This window comes from Lysinibacillus xylanilyticus, from assembly GCF_001708185.1.
In the GTDB taxonomy this organism is placed as follows: domain Bacteria; phylum Bacillota; class Bacilli; order Bacillales_A; family Planococcaceae; genus Lysinibacillus; species Lysinibacillus xylanilyticus_A.
Genome location: NZ_MDDN01000001.1, coordinates 116,455 through 133,863 on the forward strand (window position 1 = coordinate 116,455; position 17,409 = coordinate 133,863).

The window sequence follows — 17,409 nt, forward strand, 5'->3', positions numbered from 1 at the left end:
TCACCTCACACGTATTGTAATTGAGCGTAAATATCTTTCCAAGAAGCTAAACGACTTTCTTCTTGAAGTGCAAGTCTTTCTGTGGCAATTTGTTCAAGAGCCTGATGGTAAATATACAGACGTAATTTCTCTGCTTCCTCAGCAATAAAAGTAATGGCCCATGTCATGAGAGATATTTTCTGTGCATCTAAGTAGTTTTGCGCATCTGGTTTCGTTAATACCTCAAGCGCCTCACTTAGCTTCACTTTTTCATTCTTTTCAAAGAATGCCTTCGGATTGCGGAAATGTGATTTCACCCCTGCATATTTCACGATATCTGTAAATGGTCCTTCAAAATCAAGCAAATCTGGCTCAGAAGGTTCAAACGCTAAAAATGAGAAGCTGCGGTTTAATTCTTTAAGCTCACGTACTTCATCTTTAAAGCGCAGTTGCATCTTCTTACTTATAAACTGTGATAAACGGAAGTTTGTTACTCGCATTTCTTGCGTAAAATCAAATCGTAAGCTTTGCATTACTTCCTTTAATGCATGCTCTAAAGCTTGCTGAGCTGGCATTGCTGCGAATGTTGACGGATTGTAGCCTTCCTTAAAGAACTCTGGGTAACGATAATACACGCGCTGAAGGACATAATACAGTAATTCATCAAGCTCTTGCTTCGTTTCACTTTCTAGCATACTTGTATTGAGCGTATTGAACTTCGATTTAATATGCTGTTCAAGTGTTGTTAATTCCTCTAAACGCTCGTCTTTACGCTTTAAGTTCTCTTCTGTCTGTGCAATCAAATCACCTAAACGTTGTTCCGTTTTATCGACTTCCTCTGCAAGTGCCTGCACAGCCAATGCACTTAATTCATCATTCAAGAATGTGTGGAAGGCATCTTCGAAAGGCGGCATACCTGATGTTAAATCAGCACCTTCTACTTTTTCTTTTAAAGCCATTAAGCTCGACACACCGTAAAGTCGAGGGAAGCGAATGCCAAAGCGTTGTAACTCTGAACGTACATAACCTTTTACATCTTCCTGCTCTTCTTCTGTTGTCGCTAAATCAATCGCATTGACGATAAAGAACATCTTATCAAGTTCGAAGGCGTCCTTCACACGTCCTAGCTGAATTAAAAACTCACGGTCAGCTTTTGCAAATGCATGATTATAATAAGTAATAAACAAAATTGCATCAGCATTACGAATATATTCAAACGCAACACCTGTATGACGCGCATTAATAGAATCTGCTCCTGGTGTGTCAACAAGTGTCACACCCATGCGTGTTAACGGACTATCATAATAGAAATCAATATTATCAACAAAGCATGATTTATTTTCTTGTGCAACAAATTTTTCGAACTCTTCACGATTAACACGTAATACTTTCCCAAGCTCAGACTTAAATGTTGGGAATCCTTCTTTATATGCACGAATAAATGATTTATGCACATTTAAGCGTTCGTCCGTTAGCTGCACCGCAAGTCCTTCATCTGCACGATTAAACGCTTCTTCTAGAGTAGAAACTGATAAACCAACTGCTGCATACGAACCTTGAATGTCCTCAAGCATTTGGTCAGCTGTTTTTAATAATACATCGGCTGTTTCATGCGGATGCTCTGGTGTCACAGGACGAATTTTATTAATAGCCGCCGTTGTAGGGTTTGGTGATACAGGTAAAACCTTGGCACCCATTAAGGCATTAGAGAATGAAGATTTCCCAGCACTAAATGCACCGAACAGCGCGATTGTGAAATCCTTTTTCTGTAATCGTTCTACCTTATTTTCTAAGTAAGTTGCTACTTCCGCAAAGCCTTGTACCTCTTTTACAGCATTTGCCGTATGAAGTGCACGCTTAACCACACCTTCAATAGGAAGACTTGTTGCACTAGCTGCTTGCTGTGCCTCTTCTTGCTGTAACGCTTCCTCTTTTGGTTTTAACATCGATTCATCAAATAATCGAATCTCTGCTAAATCTTTCTTAAAGGCATTGTCCCAGTTTGTAAGCTGTTGATTTGCCAGTTTACGAATTTCATTACTCGCCTGATGCATAATGCTTGCACTATATTGCTGGTAACCCTCAATTTCAAGCACTGCATGAATGGCATCAACTTTCGCTTGCATCCCTGCCATTTTTAATTTAGATGGAGCAGCCGTTTCTGTTGCTACCGCCTGTAATGTTGAGGCTTGCGCATCCTTCCAATTATCTGTTTCCTGGATATAGTAGCGCTTAGTCGCCTCTGCCACACGATTAGCAAAATTTAACACAGCATCTCCCGTTAAAATTGCACCTACTTGTACATGCTGCTCAATAAGTGAAAATGGTAATTCAAAGGCGTAGGCATCAATAGCTGTAGCACGTTCTTCATTTAACGCACCAACATCCTTTATCACCTTTTTCATCAACCCTTTTAAATGTCCAGTAATTTGTGCATGTACAACGTTTTGATAAGTGCTATAGACGTCTTCTTTGCGGCGGTTACGCTCTTCCTCTGTTTTTTTCTTGGCGGTAAATAAGCCTCCCACCTTGAAGCCTTCTTGCTGACTTTCTAAATACAGACGTAATTTATCGCGTAAATCTGCAGGCATAATCGCTGCATTCGCAAGTAGTTCTTTACGTTGCTCTTCAAACGTTTCATTCCATGCCTCTACTGAGAACAATTCAACCTGACGATTTAATTTATTGTACTGTTCTAATATATCTTTATGGTGTGCCCAATCATCGGCACTTAAAACATCTTCATCGATATCTAAACGATCCTGTCTTTCTTCCGCTAAATAATTGTCATGCTCACTTTGTAATAAACGCAATGTATTTGATGCAGTCTGTACAAGCTGATCCTGCCAATCATTCATACTATCCATAACGATTTTCTTTACGACCTCAAAATCGTTATAAGGGTGTTCAGGCTCTCTTAAGGAAGTGAAAAATACGCCTTTTGGTACTACTCCCCAAGCCGCAAAAGAATTGTGAACCGTTGCTTTAAATTCCTCAAAACTTAATTCATTTTCTTTATGCTTATCAATCATGTTAACGATTAAATAAACGTTTGGATTGTACTTCATTAATTGCTTGGTAAATTGGAAATTCAATTCCGATTGCACGTGATTGTAGTCCATAGTATAAAATACGATATCAGCAATATGAAGAGCTGACTCAGTTGACATACGGTGTGCATCATCTGTTGAATCGACACCTGGCGTATCCATTACAGTGACGCCTAGTGGTAATGTCGATGTGCTATGTCCAATTTCAATTTGTGACACGAGATCCCCATTTTTACTTAGCTCTTTTACCGTTTTAAAATCATAGTCTGCTTCAAATTTCACAGGTTTTTCATTGTGCATATAGACAATCGCAAAGTCTTCGTCTGATTTATGGACTTTTACGATATTGGCACTCGTTGGAATTGGACTTGACGCAAGTAAGTCTTCACCTGATAATGCGTTAATCATACTCGACTTACCAGCAGAGAAATGACCTGCAAAGCCAATAACATATTCTTTTTGCTGTATTTTACGTGCAAAAAGTGATGTCTTATCCATACGCACTGTATCATCATTATGCTGATAAATTATGTATTGTAACGCGGCTTGCTTTAAAAGCCCCTCCAACTGTTGTTCAAAATCATTCATAAAACCAGTAACCCCTTTATTCATATTAATCAATTTGATCTTCATTCAGTAATGTTTGGATAGGAACTATAACCGCATTCATTTTACCATTTCAGAGGTGGTAGTTTCTCTGAATGAAGATAATCATAATTAGTATTCTACCTTATTCGACAAGCAAAGTATAACACTAATTTACTTTCAAAAGCATATATATCAGGGTTTCAGACGTAATATTTGTACACACGGTGTTGGAATAAAGCGTGATACTTCTAAAAAAACTACTAATTTCTATTTCATAAAGGATGCATATCTAAGAAGCAAATAATTTTCTTCATATTTTAAGGTGAGGATAAATAAAGTTAATAAATTGTTTGATGAGCGATTGCATCACTAATAACAATGAAAGCTATGGGGGTAACAATAAATAAATGGAGTGATAAAAATATGGTGAATTATAGGGAACACCAAAAATTCGAGCGACAATGGGCATGTGATTGTGAAGATCGTTTTATATGGCCTCGTATAAAAGTCAGCACCATTCCTACAGTAGCCCCTCTCCCAGTCATTGAGCCTAATGGAGAAATTATTCCAACAGTCAATAGATATTTCTATATTGTTACATCAGATATTGATTTGACTAATGGGGCAACTCTACCAGCTAACCTATTTTTCCATGACAACGGGAATCTAATAACTGAATTTTCAATTTTCAATCCGAATGGCTACGTCAATCTTTATATCAATGGTGTTATGCAGGAGGGGGGGATATTTACCATAACTACAACCTCCCTAACCGTGAATCCTTATAATTCAACAATTTATAGAGGAACACCAATTATTATAGAATCATTAGGATTTTCTACAAAATAAAATAAGAATCATCGCTTTGAAAGGGGGTGAAAATAAGTGGCACTTTCCATTATCAATATCCATGTAAATGTTTCAGGTACTTCGAGAAGATTTTTTAATGTTTTAGCTACACCCTTAACAATCACAGATGGTACAACGGTTGCTGCTACTACCTTCTTAAATGATAGCGGTAATGCTGCAACTACTTTTCCAATCGTAACAAACGGTTACTATAATTTATATATAAATGGTGTGCTTCAAGAAGGTGCATCCTATACAGTTTCTGCTACAGAATTAACGTTTCATACTGTTACAGGCGCTATCTCTGCTGGAACACCAATCGTTATTGAAGCTGTAGAGTTAGTGACTACAATTTAGTGTTCATGAATAAATTGGGTTGGGATGTATATGTAATCGAATACTACAATAGTATAGGAACACTACTTTCCAATAATATACCTTCCTATAATTAAAAGTGGATGCCCTACATTTTAGGGCATCCATCCATTCATACTACTTATATCGTTTGACGCTTTAATTCATAATTTTTTTGCATAATCCAGTGCATATGAGTCTTCTCCGTGTATACATATTGTTTGCACGGAAATTTTGATTTTCTTTTACTGTAGACCTAACTTCATTCGATGTCAAAATTCCTTTGATATGTATAAGCATTTGAATTTTCTTCATTAAAAGAATTGTGCGTCGGCAAATCCACATCGTATGAGGAAAATCAATCATTTGTTGCGCGAATTGTCTCCTCGATGCAGAGCCTAATACAAGTTATTAAATCTTGAATATTCCATCCCGGTATTTTTCCATGCTGAATCGCCAAATCAAATGACGCAGGAATATGTATAAATCCAGCACGTACATCTTTATATTGCTTTGCGTAAACTAACCCTTCATACATAATATTATTACATAAATAGGTTCCTGCCGTATTTGAAATTTCCGCTGGATACCCTTCTTTACATAATCGATTCACCATATTTCTGATCGGTAAATTCGTTATATAGGCGTCTACACCTCCATCATAAATACGCTCATCAACTGGTGTATAACCATTATTATCTGCTTCACCATCTTTAACATTAATCGCAATTCGCTCTGGCGTTATTTTAAAACGTCCTCCAGCTAGTCCTAATGAAATAATGATTTGTGGCTTTATCTCAGCAATATATTGTTTCAGCTGCTGAGCAGATTGCTGAAAATCTACAGACAAAACCCGGCCTACAATTTCATAGCCACCCATCTTTTCTCCATTTAACTTTTCTACAATTTGCATTGTTGGATTAATTTTATATTCAAGAAATGGTACAAACCCTGTTAATAATATTTTTGTCATTTTCTTCACCTAAATTTCTATTGAACATTTTTTCATTGTTTCATAACCGTATGGATTTATTTAATTTTAAAACAAATTTCAGAAAAAACAAACAACTTTTTTTTGCATTTTATTGCAACGATAGGTTTAAAATTAATAAAAAAGCATAACCCAAAATTACTCGGGTCATGCTCTACCTGTATGAAAATGGTCGTTATTTACGCCACTTTTATCTAAATATTAGAACCGCTAGCTTCCGCTACAATCAGCATATACATTAGCAAAATAAAAAACTTTAATAAGCCAACAATAAACCTGTTGTTCCCTAATCAACATGCCTAGTTTTCTTATTTTAAATGTGCAGTAGCCTGTTTCATGACGTATTTCCCTACTCCTATATAGATAGCCACTGTTGCTCCAATAAATACGAATGTCATTGCCGACCGCTCCTTTTTTATAAAAATTTGGACTAAAGAATTATTTTTATATAGACGTACGCGTCCACTTATTGAATTTGAAAATCATTCTCATTAATATAATATAAATTTCCCATTAATTCGTCAAGACATACTTTCATCTTACCCATTTATCATGGTAAGATGTAGAAAAGTCGGAAAAAGGATGCGGTAATGATGAGTAATTCGAAGTACTTTCAAACTATTTTAAACGGGACAATTCACGCTTTAAAATCGATCCTACCTATGGATATTGAAGTGAAAACGCCAAATATAATTTCTGAACCCTTTCAACAACAGCAAATGGGTGTTTTAATTGGCTTAATAGGAGATTTAAAAGGCCGTGTAATCATCGATTCTTCGCCTGAAGTATTTAGTGGCATCGGCAATACTATGTTTGGTATGCCTCTTGAAGGAGAAATGCTAGAATCTTTCACCGGAGAGTTTGGAAATATGATTGCAGGTAATTTATGTACAACCGTAGGACAAGAAAACTTAGAAATTGATATCACACCGCCAACAGTCATGGTTGGCAATACAAAACTATATGGCTTTGATAAGGCATTCGTACTTCCTGTTACAATTCCAAACATTGGTGCACTAACAGTTCTATTGACGATTGAAGAAGGATAATAGAACGATAGGATATCGAACTCTTCCAAATAATATATCCTATGTACTGCAATTTGCATCTATGAATACGCATTGTCATTCGCATTAATTAGTAGAGGCTACACCATAAGCCTTGAACCAAATTTACTAATAGTAAAATTTCTAGAAAAATAAGAGATTTTAATAAAATTACTCCAATTTCAACTTTAATTCACGCCATCTCAATGACTATTGAGGTGGCTTTTTTAAATCCTCTCCTCAATATTTCACATTTCCTTCACATAATTCGCTAATATGTGTGATTTTTTTCACATCTAAAGAAAATTTATTTATATATCATGTCAATTAGAAAGACCACAATAAAAGCGTAGGAGGAGCAAAAATGGCAAATAAAAAAAAACCTGATGAAAATTTAAAAGGTTCACTCTATGCGGTATTTGGAGTAGGCATCATGATCATCTTGCTTTGGGTGTACTGCTTCAATTTGTTCATCGAACGTTTTTAATCTACTAAGAAGGGACAGAGACTTATGCACTTACATAAGTATGAGAAATATTGGCTTGTGTTTGGAGTTACAACTTTAGTAGCATTCCTGATTATTCTCGGCATCGGTGCATTTCATCAAGGTTCACATCCGAACGTTGGTAAAAAAACACTAGATTATGAGAAAGTAAAAGAATTTCCACCTTTCGATAATCCCGGTGTTCATAAAGTCGAAGGTAAGGATTGGGATTATGAAGTTGTTGTTTTAGCATCCGCATTTTATTATAACCCACCTGAAATTGAAGTTCCGCTTGGCGCGAAAGTGAAATTCATTGCAACTAGTGAAGATGTGATGCACGGTTTTGAGGTTGCAGGTACAAATATTAATATGATGCTTGAACCTGGTTATATTTCTGAATATGTAACAGAAGTAAATAAAGTAGGCGAATTTTTAATTGTATGTAATGAGTACTGTGGTACAGGACATACGATGATGCACTCTATGCTAAAGGTGGTGGATCCAAATGAGTCTAAATAATAATTTGACAAAGGTGGATCATCGTGATGCGAAGCTTGCGATGGCACATATTTACGTGGCATTCATCGCATTATTATTAGGAGGTCTTGCAGGTTTATTACAAGTTTTCGTACGCTCTGGTCAATTCACATTACCAGCAGGCATTGGTTACTATCAAATTTTAACCGTACACGGTGTTTTACTCGGACTTATTTTAACAACGTTCTTTATTTATGGTTTCCAAATTGCTAGTGTTAGCCGTACGTCGGGGACATTTACAGCTAGTCAACGTCGTCTTGGCTGGATCGGCTTCTGGTTAATGACAATTGGTACAGCAGCTGCCGCAACAATGGTTTTACTTAACAAAGCAACTGTTTTATATACGTTCTATGCTCCACTGAAAGCTCACTGGATTTTCTATTTAGGCCTTACATTAGTCGTTGTCGGTTCTTGGGTTGGCGGCGCAGGTCAAATTTTACGATATGCACAGTGGCGGAAAGAAAACAAAGGAAGCGGACAACGAAGCCCATTACTATCATTTATGGTTGTTGTCAACAATCTCATGTGGTTCGTAGCAACTCTAGGCGTAGCTGTTTCTGTTCTATTCCAGCTACTCCCATGGTCTTTAGGCTTCATTGAACGCGTTGACGTAGCATTATCACGTACATTATTCTGGTATTTCGGTCATGCTCTTGTATACTTCTGGTTATTACCAGCTTATATGATTTGGTATGTTGTTATTCCAAAGGTTATTGGCGGAAAAATTTTCTCTGATTCTTTAGCAAGACTTTCGTTTATGCTATTCTTAATTTTCTCTGTACCAGTTGGGATCCATCACCAATTAACAGAGCCTGGTATTTCTAGCACATGGAAATTCATTCAAGTTGTTTTAACATTTGCTGTAATCGTGCCATCCTTAATGACCGCCTTCTCGATGTTTTCAATGTTTGAATTACGAGGTCGTGAATTAGGTGGTAAAGGGCTTTTCGGTTGGTTTAAAAAATTACCATGGAAAGATTCTCGTTTCTTTGTGCCATTTATCGGTATGGTCGCATTTATTCCTGGTGGTGCAGGCGGTATCGTCAATGCCTCTTACCAAATGAATCAATTAATCCATAATACCATTTGGGTGACAGGTCATTTCCATTTAACAATTGCAACAGCCGTCGTATTAACTTATTTCAGTGCGGCATTTTGGTTAATTCCACATTTAACAGGTCGTACACTAACTAAATCTTTAAACAATCTCGGTAATTTTGCTGGTATTTTATGGGCAACTGGTATGACAATTATGTCCTCCGCTATGCATATCGCTGGTCTATTCGGTGCACCTCGCCGTTCTGATTACTCTGAGTATGGTGGTGCTCAACAAGCTTATGATTGGATTCCTTATCAAATTGCGCAAGCAGTTGGTGGCACGATCCTATTCATCGCCATCTTAGTCATTATTTATATTGTGGTGAAATTAGCTTGGTTTGCGCCAAAAGGCGAAGAGGAATTCCCAGTTGGTGAAGTACATGAAAATGGCGGAACGACACCGGCCATCTTAGAAAACTTTAAAGTATGGCTTGTGATTTTAGTAGCATTAATTTTATTTGCCTATACGATCCCAATTTTCGATATCATTGCTAATTCCCCTCCTGGCTCTAAAGGCTATCAACTTTGGTAACAATGTTTTGTATCTTCATGAAAAAGCGGATGGGACATAACTAGCCGATATCCAAGAAAAAGAGAAATCAAAGTCATTTGAGTTCTCTTTTTTCTTGGATTCATTGAGTTATTCTTATTCTCTACCCTACTTCTCTGCTAACAGGTATCTGCGACAATATGGTGGGTAATTCAAAATACTCCTCTTCCATTCGATCAAGAAAAGGAAGTCAGTAGGTCCTGTACGCATATCTGTTGGATTCGGAAAAATAGCGAAAGCGAGCGCGAATAGTCCTTCAAAGACTCATGCTGTTCGTACTACCAGCGATCGTGATAGATTCCCTGGCTTACGAGTTATGGCATAAAATCTTATTTATACATTATAGGATGACATAACATTAAGCTACTCTTTTTTAGTTTTAATATTGTCTATATACTTTTTTGCTTCGACTAGTCCTAAACCAGTTTTTTCTCTAACATGGTTTACTATTTTAGTATTGTCTATGTTAGATTTAATCATGTTTCGGACTTCTGAAATAAGTTCAGGGTTTTCAGAATTGATAGTGACAAGTTTTGTTTGATTTAATTTTTTATTTTTACTTAAAAGAACACCTATAATACAAACAGCACATAGGGTTATTATAAATAAAGATAATTGTGTAGTCATATCTCTCTTGAACCCTCCCTCTATTACTTATTTTTATAGATTACATGCATTTTTTACATTTGTAAATCCAGTTAGTTCTGCAATTAATGCGGATAAAGCAGCTATTTTTTCTTTAGCAGTTGTTGCTCCAACTAATAATTTAGCTGTTTCTATTGCGCCACCTAATTCTTTAATATACTTTTTAATTTTAGTTAATTTAGCAATGGGAATAGCGTTCATTAAAACTAATTCTCCAATAGCTAAACTACAATCCCACCACCCACGTGGCTGTTTAATCATAGGTGCTTTTTCCCCGATTTCGGGATTGTAAACACTAGATGTAATACCTCTATCGTTGAAGTATTGATTAATAGCTTTAGAGTCTCCTGATTCTAACAATTCATCGGGGATCTCTTCTATAGCTTTTAATGTTTCGATCGGTTGTTTAAGTTCTTTTGGTGTGGGATCATCATAATTTTCTTGAGCACTAGCTATGCCAGGTGGAAAAATAGATAGCATTAAGGCAATTGACATGAGCCAACTAAAAGGTTTATACACTTTATTCCTTAATTTAACATTCATACCAAAACCTCCAATTTACTTTTTCAAGATGCTCGATCTCTAGTTATCTAAATTTTCGAAATATAATATTGGTATTTTCTCTTTTTTTTACTTTCTCCGGAGTATATTGAGCTTATCATTAGCTATAAAAATTTCAAAATCAATTTTCGACGGTAATTGAACAAAAATTGATAAAAGTCAGAAAAATTAAGATTCAAAGATATTATAAATATTTTCAAACCATACAGAATATTGACCCGAAAAATTTAACGAGGTTAAAGCTTAGGAAATGTTTGTAAAGATTGCTCCTCTATCACTTCCTTTCACTTACGTGCATAAACACAATTAGTGAAGAGCTGCCTGAATAAATTCTGTGGGAAAGATGACCTGCAATCAGTCGGAATAAAACAGAGGATTTCACTGAACCACCTAAAAATTTAACATTTACCTCGGTAGGAGTTTCAAAAGGCGGGGCAAAAGTAAGTGAAGATGAAGTTAAATGAATGTAAAATGGGGTGAAGTTGAAGAGTCATTGGAATTGTATACTAAAAATAATTAGATTTGTCTTATTGGCATTTTATGTCCTTTTTTTAATCCAGATTTTAGCTATTCCATAAAAGGGCGGATTATGGAAAGATATAATGGTTTTAATGTAAGCCCGTAATCAAATAACGCATATAAATAACCAGGCACCTCCGGTACGATGATAAATGTATCAAAATTAGAGGAGGTGCTTCTTTATGTCAACTACCAAACTAACAATTGTCCCTGTGACACTAGATCCGATCACTGACAACTCTTCATCAACAACTTCACCACAAAACTCTCCTGAGCCGAGCTGCATCATTAAAACAACTAGTGCTGAAATTTCCTTCTTTAATGGCGTAGATGAGCGCATCATCCAAACGATCCTGAAGGAGTTGAATAATCAATGAAGCAAGATTTTACGAGCGTGCAGAACATCTACATTATTTGCGGTAAGACCGATATGCGTAAAGGTATCGACGGTCTCGCAGCACTCATTCAGGATTCTTTTAAACTCGATCCATATAGTGATTCCATCTTCTTATTTTCTGGAACGAGTAAAGACCGTTATAAATGTTTGTATTTTGATGGAGATGGCTTCGCCATACTTTATAAACGATTAGATAATGGCAAACTGCAATGGCCAAAAGATGAAAAGGAAGTACGTAACCTTTCACAAAAGGAACTTCGCTGGCTTTTAGAAGGTTTATCGCTTCAGCAACCAAAGGCAATTGCGAAATCTGCAAAAGGTGTCTTTTAAATTTACTTTCTAAGATGGTATAATCAACCATAACTTAGATTGAACGAAATGTGGTGAATGATTTGATGAGCACTTCTAACGAAAAAGTGATTCAACTTCTTGAAGAACAACTTGCGTATATGAAAAACCAAAACAAAGATTTATCGAAACAAATTGAAGTGTTAACAGAACAAGTTCGCCAATTAACAAAAGCTTTATACGGTTCCAAAACGGAAAAATCAAAGTATCAAGCACCAGACGGACAAGGCTCTTTATTTGAGGACGATCCGTTTTTTAACGATTCTGAGCAGACAGAAGAACAAAGCACGCCAACTGTTACGTATACCGTTGTCCGTAAACTACATAAGAAAAAACGGAATGATTCTTTTCGTGATGGGATTGAAATAGAAGAAATTCACCATCATCCCACCAATACACAATGCGACTGTTGCCTTGGCCAAATGACCGAAGCCGGTACAACTATTGCGCGTGAAGAAGCAAAATTCATTCCGGCAAAAATGATGCGCATCCAGCATATTGAACATGCCTACGAGTGCAAGCACTGTAAAATGGATGCCACAAAAAGCACAAATGAAACGTGGGAAAGCCCCACAAGCTGCCATTCAGCGAAGTATTGCGGGACCTACCGTTCTAGCAAAACTGATCTATGATAAGTTCATCCAATACTTGCCTCTATACCGTAAGGTAAAGGAGTGGGAACGATATGGCCTGCTTACGAATGATAAGAACTTATCAAACTGGGTGATCCGTGCAGCTGAAGATTGGCTTCTACCGATTTATGAACAGATGAAGCAGACATTAACAGCAAAATCCGTTCTACATGTAGATGAAACCTATGCGCAAATAATCAATCGTTCAGACGGAAAATCCGGTCAATCGAACGCCTATAATTGGGTGTCCCGAAGTGTGCCAAGTCAAGGACCGATCATCGTTCTTTTTCAAAGTGCATTATCGAGAAACTGTTCTGTATTAGAAGAATTTATAGCTGGTTTTCAAGGAACTGTGATTTGTGATGGTTATTCTGCATACGGGAATCTACCTGATGTCACGTTCGCCAACTGTTGGGCGCATGTGCGACGCTATTGGCTGAAAGCTGATAGCAAAAACGGGCAAATTGGCATTGGCGTGGATTACTGTGATCAACTGTATCACCTAGAACGTCAATTCAAGCATCTTTCACCAGGTAAACGCCGAAAATCACGGCAAAAACATTCAAAGCCGATTGTAGAGAAATTCTTAAAATGGGTGGATGAATCGCCTTTCTTCGGAAAAAATGCCTTAGCTAAAGCTGCCGAATACACATTAAATCGTGTACATGGATTAAAAGCTTTTCTGTTCGATGGTAGGATTGAAATCGATAATAATCCGGCTGAAAATGCGATTCGTCCAAATGTGATTGGTCGTAAGAACTGGCTTTTCTCTGTTAGTGAAGCAGGCGCTAAAGCGAATGCCATCTGTTTAAGTTTGGCTGAAACGGCAAAAGCAAACGGCATCGATTTCTATCAATACCTAGTGACGTTAATGACAGAATTGCCAAATTTACCGATTCATCAGCAGCCAGAGATTTTAAAGAATTACATGCCTTGGTCGAAAAAAATCCAAGCCACATGTGCAAAATAGCCATCTATCCGAAAAAATTCAGGGTAGATGGCCATTAGTCGTGCGTACTGAGAAGGTGCGCTTATTTTTTTATATTTCGGGCTTACGTTTTAATTGGAGTCTCTGAACTTGTTTACGTGGAATACCTGATTAACTTATTTTTATGTTCAAATACAAAGCCCGGAAAACTTTACTGTTCGTAAAATACCCCGGGCTTCTTCTATAATTTAATTATTTTTAAGGTTTTGTCTCAGCCTCTTTGCTTTAGAGTTGATACAGCTTCGTATACTTTTCTTGTAAATAGTTTGCTAAATATTTAGCATTTAAACCTTCCCCTGTCGCCTCCTGTAGTAATTCGAAAGGCTTTTTCAGTGCACCATATTGATGGACTTTATCTGTTAACCATTCCCGAATTGGCAGAAGCTCACCCTTTTCTAACAGCTCATCAAAGTTTGGAATATCTTTATCCATGGCATGCTTCCATTGCGCAGCATAAATCATGCCTAAAGCATAGGATGGGAAATAACCAAACATGCCTCCTGACCAATGCATATCTTGTAATACGCCTATTGCATCTGTTTCAGGACGAATACCTAAATATTCTTCGTACTTATCATTCCATACTTGCGGAAGATCCTTTGCTTGAAGATCGCCATTGAATAGGTCACGTTCAATTTCATAACGAATCATAATATGTAGTGGATATGTTAACTCATCCGCTTCAATACGAATAAAAGAAGGCTCTACCATATTAATTGCTCGAAGGAAATCAGCTAAAGCTATATCTCCAAACTGTGCAGGTGAATACTTTTGAAGGCGCTCATAGTTATGCTCCCAGAACTTTTCGTTCCTACCAACAAAATTTTCATAAAATAAAGATTGCGATTCATGGATACCCATAGATGTACCTGTTGCTAATGGTAAACCACCAAGCTTAGCATCGATGTTTTGTTCATACATGGCATGTCCACACTCATGAATTGTGCCAAAAATTGCTGAACGGAAATCATTTTCATCATATTTCGTTGTAATACGATTATCTCCATGATTCAACCCAATCATAAATGGATGCACACTTTCATCCAAGCGACCTGCCTCAAAATCATAGCCCAGTTGCGTTAACATTTCTAATGATAATGCACGCTGTGACTCTCGCGGGAAATGCTTAAATAACATACTTGTATCTGGTTTATTTGGTGAAGCTGTGATTTTTTGCACAAGAGAAACAATTGTTTCACGTAATTCACCGAATACTTGGTCTAAAACTTCTGTCGTCATTTCAGGTTCATATAAATCTAATAATGTATTGTATGGAGAACCGTTTTTAATACCCCAATATTGAATAAATTTCTTCTGGCAGCTTATGATGTCCTCTAAATAAGGTAGGAATGAAGCATAATTATTAGTTGCTTTTGCCTCTTCCCAAGCTGTTTCTGCTTTTGATTGTAAAATAACGTATTCCTTATATTCATCAGCAGGAATTTTTTTATTTTGATCGTAATTTTTGCGTACTTCTTCCACTAAACGCTGCGTAACATAATCGAGTTCTGCCTTTTGTGCCTCTAGAACAGTTAATAACTCCCCTAATTCTTCACTAGTTTGCATATCAAACAAGGAGGCGGATAATGTTCCAACTACCTCTGCGCGTTGTGCTAATCCCTTCTTAGGTGCACCAGTGCGCATATCCCAATAAATCACATTGAGTGCTTCTTCATAGTGCTGCATTTTTTTCACATAGTCTGTAAATTGTTGTACAGTCATACTATCATCCTCCTTTTTCACGCTACTAGTTTATCATATTTTCGAATATTTTGTATATTATGGACGAACTTCCCTTGTATAAATGGTAAGAAAATTTAATCTATTACCGCAGGAATAATATGCTCATTAATTAATAACCATCTATCGCGTGGATTCATCATAAATTCTGAGGTAATTGCCACAACCATATTCATTTTCGGTATACAACAAATCATATTGCCTCCATCCCCTATTGCTGCATATGTAAATATTCCATCTTCTTGTCGTAGCCACCATAAATACCCGTAATGATTATCGTTCAACTCTGTTGATTCACGAATCCATCTCTCTGGAAGAACCTCATTATTACCCCAAATACCATTGTTTAAATAGAGGTAGCCAAATCGTGCCATATCACGAGTAGTTAAAGTTAGCCCCCATCCACCTGTCGAGTTACCGTTTGGATCATGAACCCACCCTTTCACGTTTTTCCCGAATAAATCATCAAACCCATATGCATCCATTCGATAATCAGGAATTTCTTTCATGCCAAGCGGTGTAAATAAATGTTCATTCGCGAACGCACGAGCATTCTTGCCTGTACTTCGAGTAAGAATGGCTGACAGTAAATGAGCCCCTGCTGTGGAATACTTAAACATGCCCACATCCCCCTTTTCCCCCATAATATCTAGCGTATACTGTACCCAGTCCTGTTGCTGACAAAGTATATCTAATGGTTCCTGCCAATCCACAAATGGATATGGTACCGTCATCGTAAGAAGATGACGTAAAGTAATGTCATGTTTTTTAGCATCTAGACTATAGTCAGGAAAAAAATCCAACACTTTCTGTTCAACGCTTTTAATATATCCTTTAGCAATTGCGATACCAATAAGTGCAGATAGGACACTTTTTGTTACAGATGCTACATGATGAGTATCCTCACGACCTTTACCATTAAAATATTTTTCAAATGCTAAACTACCATTTCTGACAATAACAATGCCATTTATATTGCTATACTCACATGTTATCGTCTGCTCTAGCTCGGAAAGCTTATTACTGTCCATCTTTACGTTCTCCGATTCTACCATTTGCCAATTGATTGTTGTTTGCATAGGAACCTCCCAATGTTGGTTTTGTCATTTCTTCTTTACAGGAAAATATACCTCTGTTACATAATTTTCAGGAACTTTTGCTTGGTTTGGATCTGTTATGTATATTTCATATGGCGGCAATATCAATTCATAACCTTCGTTTTCGATCCACTTCATTAAATTAGCATAGACAGATGTTAATTCTGAATATGCCCCCTTTAAAACAGATTTAGCACAGAGGCTTCCAGGCAAATCTCTCGTTCCTTTGACAGACTCAGCTATTGGAATAGCGAACTCAGTATCATTACCAGTAGGATTAAATTCAGGGCTGTGGTAAATCGTCATCGGCTTACCAAGTAAAGTGAGCTGCTCCGTCGCAATCTTTTCATATAGCTTGCTAAAATGGTTACCATATCCCGATGCATAGTCATCACTGCTCATTATGAGTCGCTTATGAAGGATATTCATTGGCTTTGTTTCAACCAACTGTACTTCGATAGCGTCAAGGTACGACATGATCGGTATCTCCTTTTCTAAGTTTGCAATATCATGACTTAGTTGTTTTACAAGATATTCAAAAGCCTTTAGTTTTTCTTGAATCGCATTTCTCTTATGGTTAAGCGCCGAACAAAGCATTTCTTCGGATTGATCATCTTCTAATTCCAGCATAGTTTTAATTTCTTCAAGAGAAAAATGATACGATTTTAACCGATTGATATAGAGCATCCTTTTAAGTTGTTCGATGGAATAATACCTATAACCGCTTTCAGCATTTATCTCATCTGGGTTAATTAATCCAATTTCATCGTAATAGCGAAGTGTTTTTGTAGATACACCACATATTTTCGAGAATTCTCCTATTGATAGCACAAAACCACCTCACTCAAAGATTTGTTATTGCTACAATTCATTTATACACCTTCCCCTTAGGGCAAAGTCAATCAAGATTTATGCTTTAACTGTCCTTGACTAAAAACTTTTATTGACCGTTTAGT

General features: G+C 36.9%; 15 protein-coding genes and 1 pseudogene. 9 read left to right on the forward strand and 7 right to left on the reverse strand.

Going from position 1 to position 17,409, the window contains the following annotated elements:
* Window positions 1-5 precede the first annotated feature (5 nt).
* Complete coding sequence (locus BFJ97_RS00595; RefSeq protein WP_068982723.1) at window positions 6-3,617, reverse strand: dynamin family protein; 3,612 nt, start codon at window positions 3,615-3,617, stop codon at window positions 6-8.
* Between the two features lie 423 nt (window positions 3,618-4,040).
* Here BFJ97_RS00595 and BFJ97_RS00600 point away from each other — a divergent pair, with 423 nt between their 5' ends.
* Together BFJ97_RS00600 and BFJ97_RS00605 are read left to right on the forward strand one after the other, a co-directional pair.
* Window positions 4,041-4,466, forward strand: a complete 426-nt coding sequence (locus BFJ97_RS00600) for a DUF4183 domain-containing protein (RefSeq protein WP_068982724.1) — start codon at window positions 4,041-4,043, stop codon at window positions 4,464-4,466.
* Between the two features lie 36 nt (window positions 4,467-4,502).
* Window positions 4,503-4,823 carry a DUF4183 domain-containing protein gene (locus BFJ97_RS00605; protein WP_068982725.1) on the forward strand — a complete coding sequence of 107 codons (321 nt, stop codon included), beginning with the start codon at window positions 4,503-4,505 and terminating at the stop codon, window positions 4,821-4,823.
* A 355-nt stretch (window positions 4,824-5,178) separates the two neighbouring features.
* Here BFJ97_RS00605 and BFJ97_RS00610 read toward each other — a convergent pair whose 3' ends face one another.
* The gene (locus BFJ97_RS00610; protein WP_068982726.1) at window positions 5,179-5,793 is read right to left on the reverse strand and encodes a pyroglutamyl-peptidase I; all 615 of its coding nucleotides are present in this window, start codon (window positions 5,791-5,793) and stop codon (window positions 5,179-5,181) included.
* 611 nt (window positions 5,794-6,404) lie between these two features.
* Between BFJ97_RS00610 and BFJ97_RS00615 the strand changes: the two genes are divergently transcribed.
* The 4 genes from BFJ97_RS00615 (at window position 6,405) to BFJ97_RS00625 (ending at window position 9,508) form a co-directional block, all read left to right on the forward strand.
* Window positions 6,405-6,860 carry a chemotaxis protein CheX gene (locus BFJ97_RS00615; protein ID WP_068982727.1) on the forward strand — a complete coding sequence of 152 codons (456 nt, stop codon included), beginning with the start codon at window positions 6,405-6,407 and terminating at the stop codon, window positions 6,858-6,860.
* 361 nt (window positions 6,861-7,221) lie between these two features.
* Window positions 7,222-7,344, forward strand: a complete 123-nt coding sequence (locus BFJ97_RS25365; RefSeq protein WP_263297538.1) for a hypothetical protein — start codon at window positions 7,222-7,224, stop codon at window positions 7,342-7,344.
* 24 nt (window positions 7,345-7,368) lie between these two features.
* The gene (locus BFJ97_RS00620) at window positions 7,369-7,860 is read left to right on the forward strand and encodes a cytochrome B5 (RefSeq protein WP_068982728.1); all 492 of its coding nucleotides are present in this window, start codon (window positions 7,369-7,371) and stop codon (window positions 7,858-7,860) included.
* Window positions 7,847-9,508 carry a b(o/a)3-type cytochrome-c oxidase subunit 1 gene (locus BFJ97_RS00625; protein WP_068982729.1) on the forward strand — a complete coding sequence of 554 codons (1,662 nt, stop codon included), beginning with the start codon at window positions 7,847-7,849 and terminating at the stop codon, window positions 9,506-9,508. The genes BFJ97_RS00620 and BFJ97_RS00625 overlap by 14 nt, the downstream gene beginning before the upstream one ends.
* 381 nt (window positions 9,509-9,889) lie before the next feature.
* Here BFJ97_RS00625 and BFJ97_RS00630 read toward each other — a convergent pair whose 3' ends face one another.
* The gene (locus BFJ97_RS00630) at window positions 9,890-10,153 is read right to left on the reverse strand and encodes a hypothetical protein (RefSeq protein WP_068982730.1); all 264 of its coding nucleotides are present in this window, start codon (window positions 10,151-10,153) and stop codon (window positions 9,890-9,892) included.
* Between the two features lie 33 nt (window positions 10,154-10,186).
* Window positions 10,187-10,714 (reverse strand): hypothetical protein, encoded by a 528-nt coding sequence (locus tag BFJ97_RS00635; RefSeq protein ID WP_068982731.1) that lies wholly within the window; start codon window positions 10,712-10,714, stop codon window positions 10,187-10,189.
* A 719-nt stretch (window positions 10,715-11,433) separates the two neighbouring features.
* Here BFJ97_RS00635 and BFJ97_RS00640 point away from each other — a divergent pair.
* The 3 genes and pseudogenes from BFJ97_RS00640 to tnpC all read left to right on the forward strand — a co-directional run bounded on the left by BFJ97_RS00640 (window position 11,434) and on the right by tnpC (window position 13,598).
* A complete protein-coding gene (locus BFJ97_RS00640) occupies window positions 11,434-11,628 on the forward strand; it encodes a hypothetical protein (protein ID WP_068982732.1) in 195 nt (64 codons plus the stop codon).
* A complete protein-coding gene (tnpB, locus tag BFJ97_RS00645) occupies window positions 11,625-11,978 on the forward strand; it encodes an IS66 family insertion sequence element accessory protein TnpB (protein ID WP_068982733.1) in 354 nt (117 codons plus the stop codon). Before BFJ97_RS00640 ends, tnpB begins: the two co-directional genes overlap by 4 nt.
* A gap of 65 nt (window positions 11,979-12,043) precedes the next feature.
* Window positions 12,044-13,598 (forward strand): annotated as a pseudogene (gene tnpC / locus BFJ97_RS00650) (IS66 family transposase).
* 243 nt (window positions 13,599-13,841) lie between these two features.
* Here tnpC and BFJ97_RS00655 read toward each other — a convergent pair.
* The 3 genes from BFJ97_RS00655 to BFJ97_RS00665 all read right to left on the reverse strand — a co-directional run bounded on the left by BFJ97_RS00655 (window position 13,842) and on the right by BFJ97_RS00665 (window position 17,284).
* Window positions 13,842-15,338 carry a carboxypeptidase M32 gene (locus BFJ97_RS00655; protein WP_068982734.1) on the reverse strand — a complete coding sequence of 499 codons (1,497 nt, stop codon included), beginning with the start codon at window positions 15,336-15,338 and terminating at the stop codon, window positions 13,842-13,844.
* Window positions 15,339-15,433: 95 nt separating this feature from the next.
* Complete coding sequence (locus BFJ97_RS00660; protein WP_068982735.1) at window positions 15,434-16,435, reverse strand: serine hydrolase domain-containing protein; 1,002 nt, start codon at window positions 16,433-16,435, stop codon at window positions 15,434-15,436.
* Window positions 16,436-16,459: 24 nt separating this feature from the next.
* A complete protein-coding gene (locus tag BFJ97_RS00665) occupies window positions 16,460-17,284 on the reverse strand; it encodes a MerR family transcriptional regulator (protein ID WP_068982736.1) in 825 nt (274 codons plus the stop codon).
* Window positions 17,285-17,409: the final 125 nt, after the last annotated feature.

What these genes read in the sequence shown, in the direction of transcription:
- BFJ97_RS00635 (WP_068982731.1), bottom strand. Translation starts at nt 10,714, where the DNA reads ATGAATGTTAAATTAAGGAATAAAGTGTATAAACCTTTTAGTTGGCTC.
- BFJ97_RS00620 (WP_068982728.1), top strand. Translation starts at nt 7,369, where the DNA reads ATGCACTTACATAAGTATGAGAAATATTGGCTTGTGTTTGGAGTTACA.
- BFJ97_RS25365 (WP_263297538.1), top strand. Translation starts at nt 7,222, where the DNA reads ATGGCAAATAAAAAAAAACCTGATGAAAATTTAAAAGGTTCACTCTAT.
- BFJ97_RS00640 (WP_068982732.1), top strand. Translation starts at nt 11,434, where the DNA reads ATGTCAACTACCAAACTAACAATTGTCCCTGTGACACTAGATCCGATC.
- BFJ97_RS00630 (WP_068982730.1), bottom strand. Translation starts at nt 10,153, where the DNA reads ATGACTACACAATTATCTTTATTTATAATAACCCTATGTGCTGTTTGT.
- BFJ97_RS00660 (WP_068982735.1), bottom strand. Translation starts at nt 16,435, where the DNA reads ATGCAAACAACAATCAATTGGCAAATGGTAGAATCGGAGAACGTAAAG.
- BFJ97_RS00655 (WP_068982734.1), bottom strand. Translation starts at nt 15,338, where the DNA reads ATGACTGTACAACAATTTACAGACTATGTGAAAAAAATGCAGCACTAT.
- BFJ97_RS00610 (WP_068982726.1), bottom strand. Translation starts at nt 5,793, where the DNA reads ATGACAAAAATATTATTAACAGGGTTTGTACCATTTCTTGAATATAAA.
- BFJ97_RS00615 (WP_068982727.1), top strand. Translation starts at nt 6,405, where the DNA reads ATGAGTAATTCGAAGTACTTTCAAACTATTTTAAACGGGACAATTCAC.
- BFJ97_RS00595 (WP_068982723.1), bottom strand. Translation starts at nt 3,617, where the DNA reads ATGAATGATTTTGAACAACAGTTGGAGGGGCTTTTAAAGCAAGCCGCG.
- BFJ97_RS00625 (WP_068982729.1), top strand. Translation starts at nt 7,847, where the DNA reads ATGAGTCTAAATAATAATTTGACAAAGGTGGATCATCGTGATGCGAAG.
- BFJ97_RS00600 (WP_068982724.1), top strand. Translation starts at nt 4,041, where the DNA reads ATGGTGAATTATAGGGAACACCAAAAATTCGAGCGACAATGGGCATGT.
- tnpB (WP_068982733.1), top strand. Translation starts at nt 11,625, where the DNA reads ATGAAGCAAGATTTTACGAGCGTGCAGAACATCTACATTATTTGCGGT.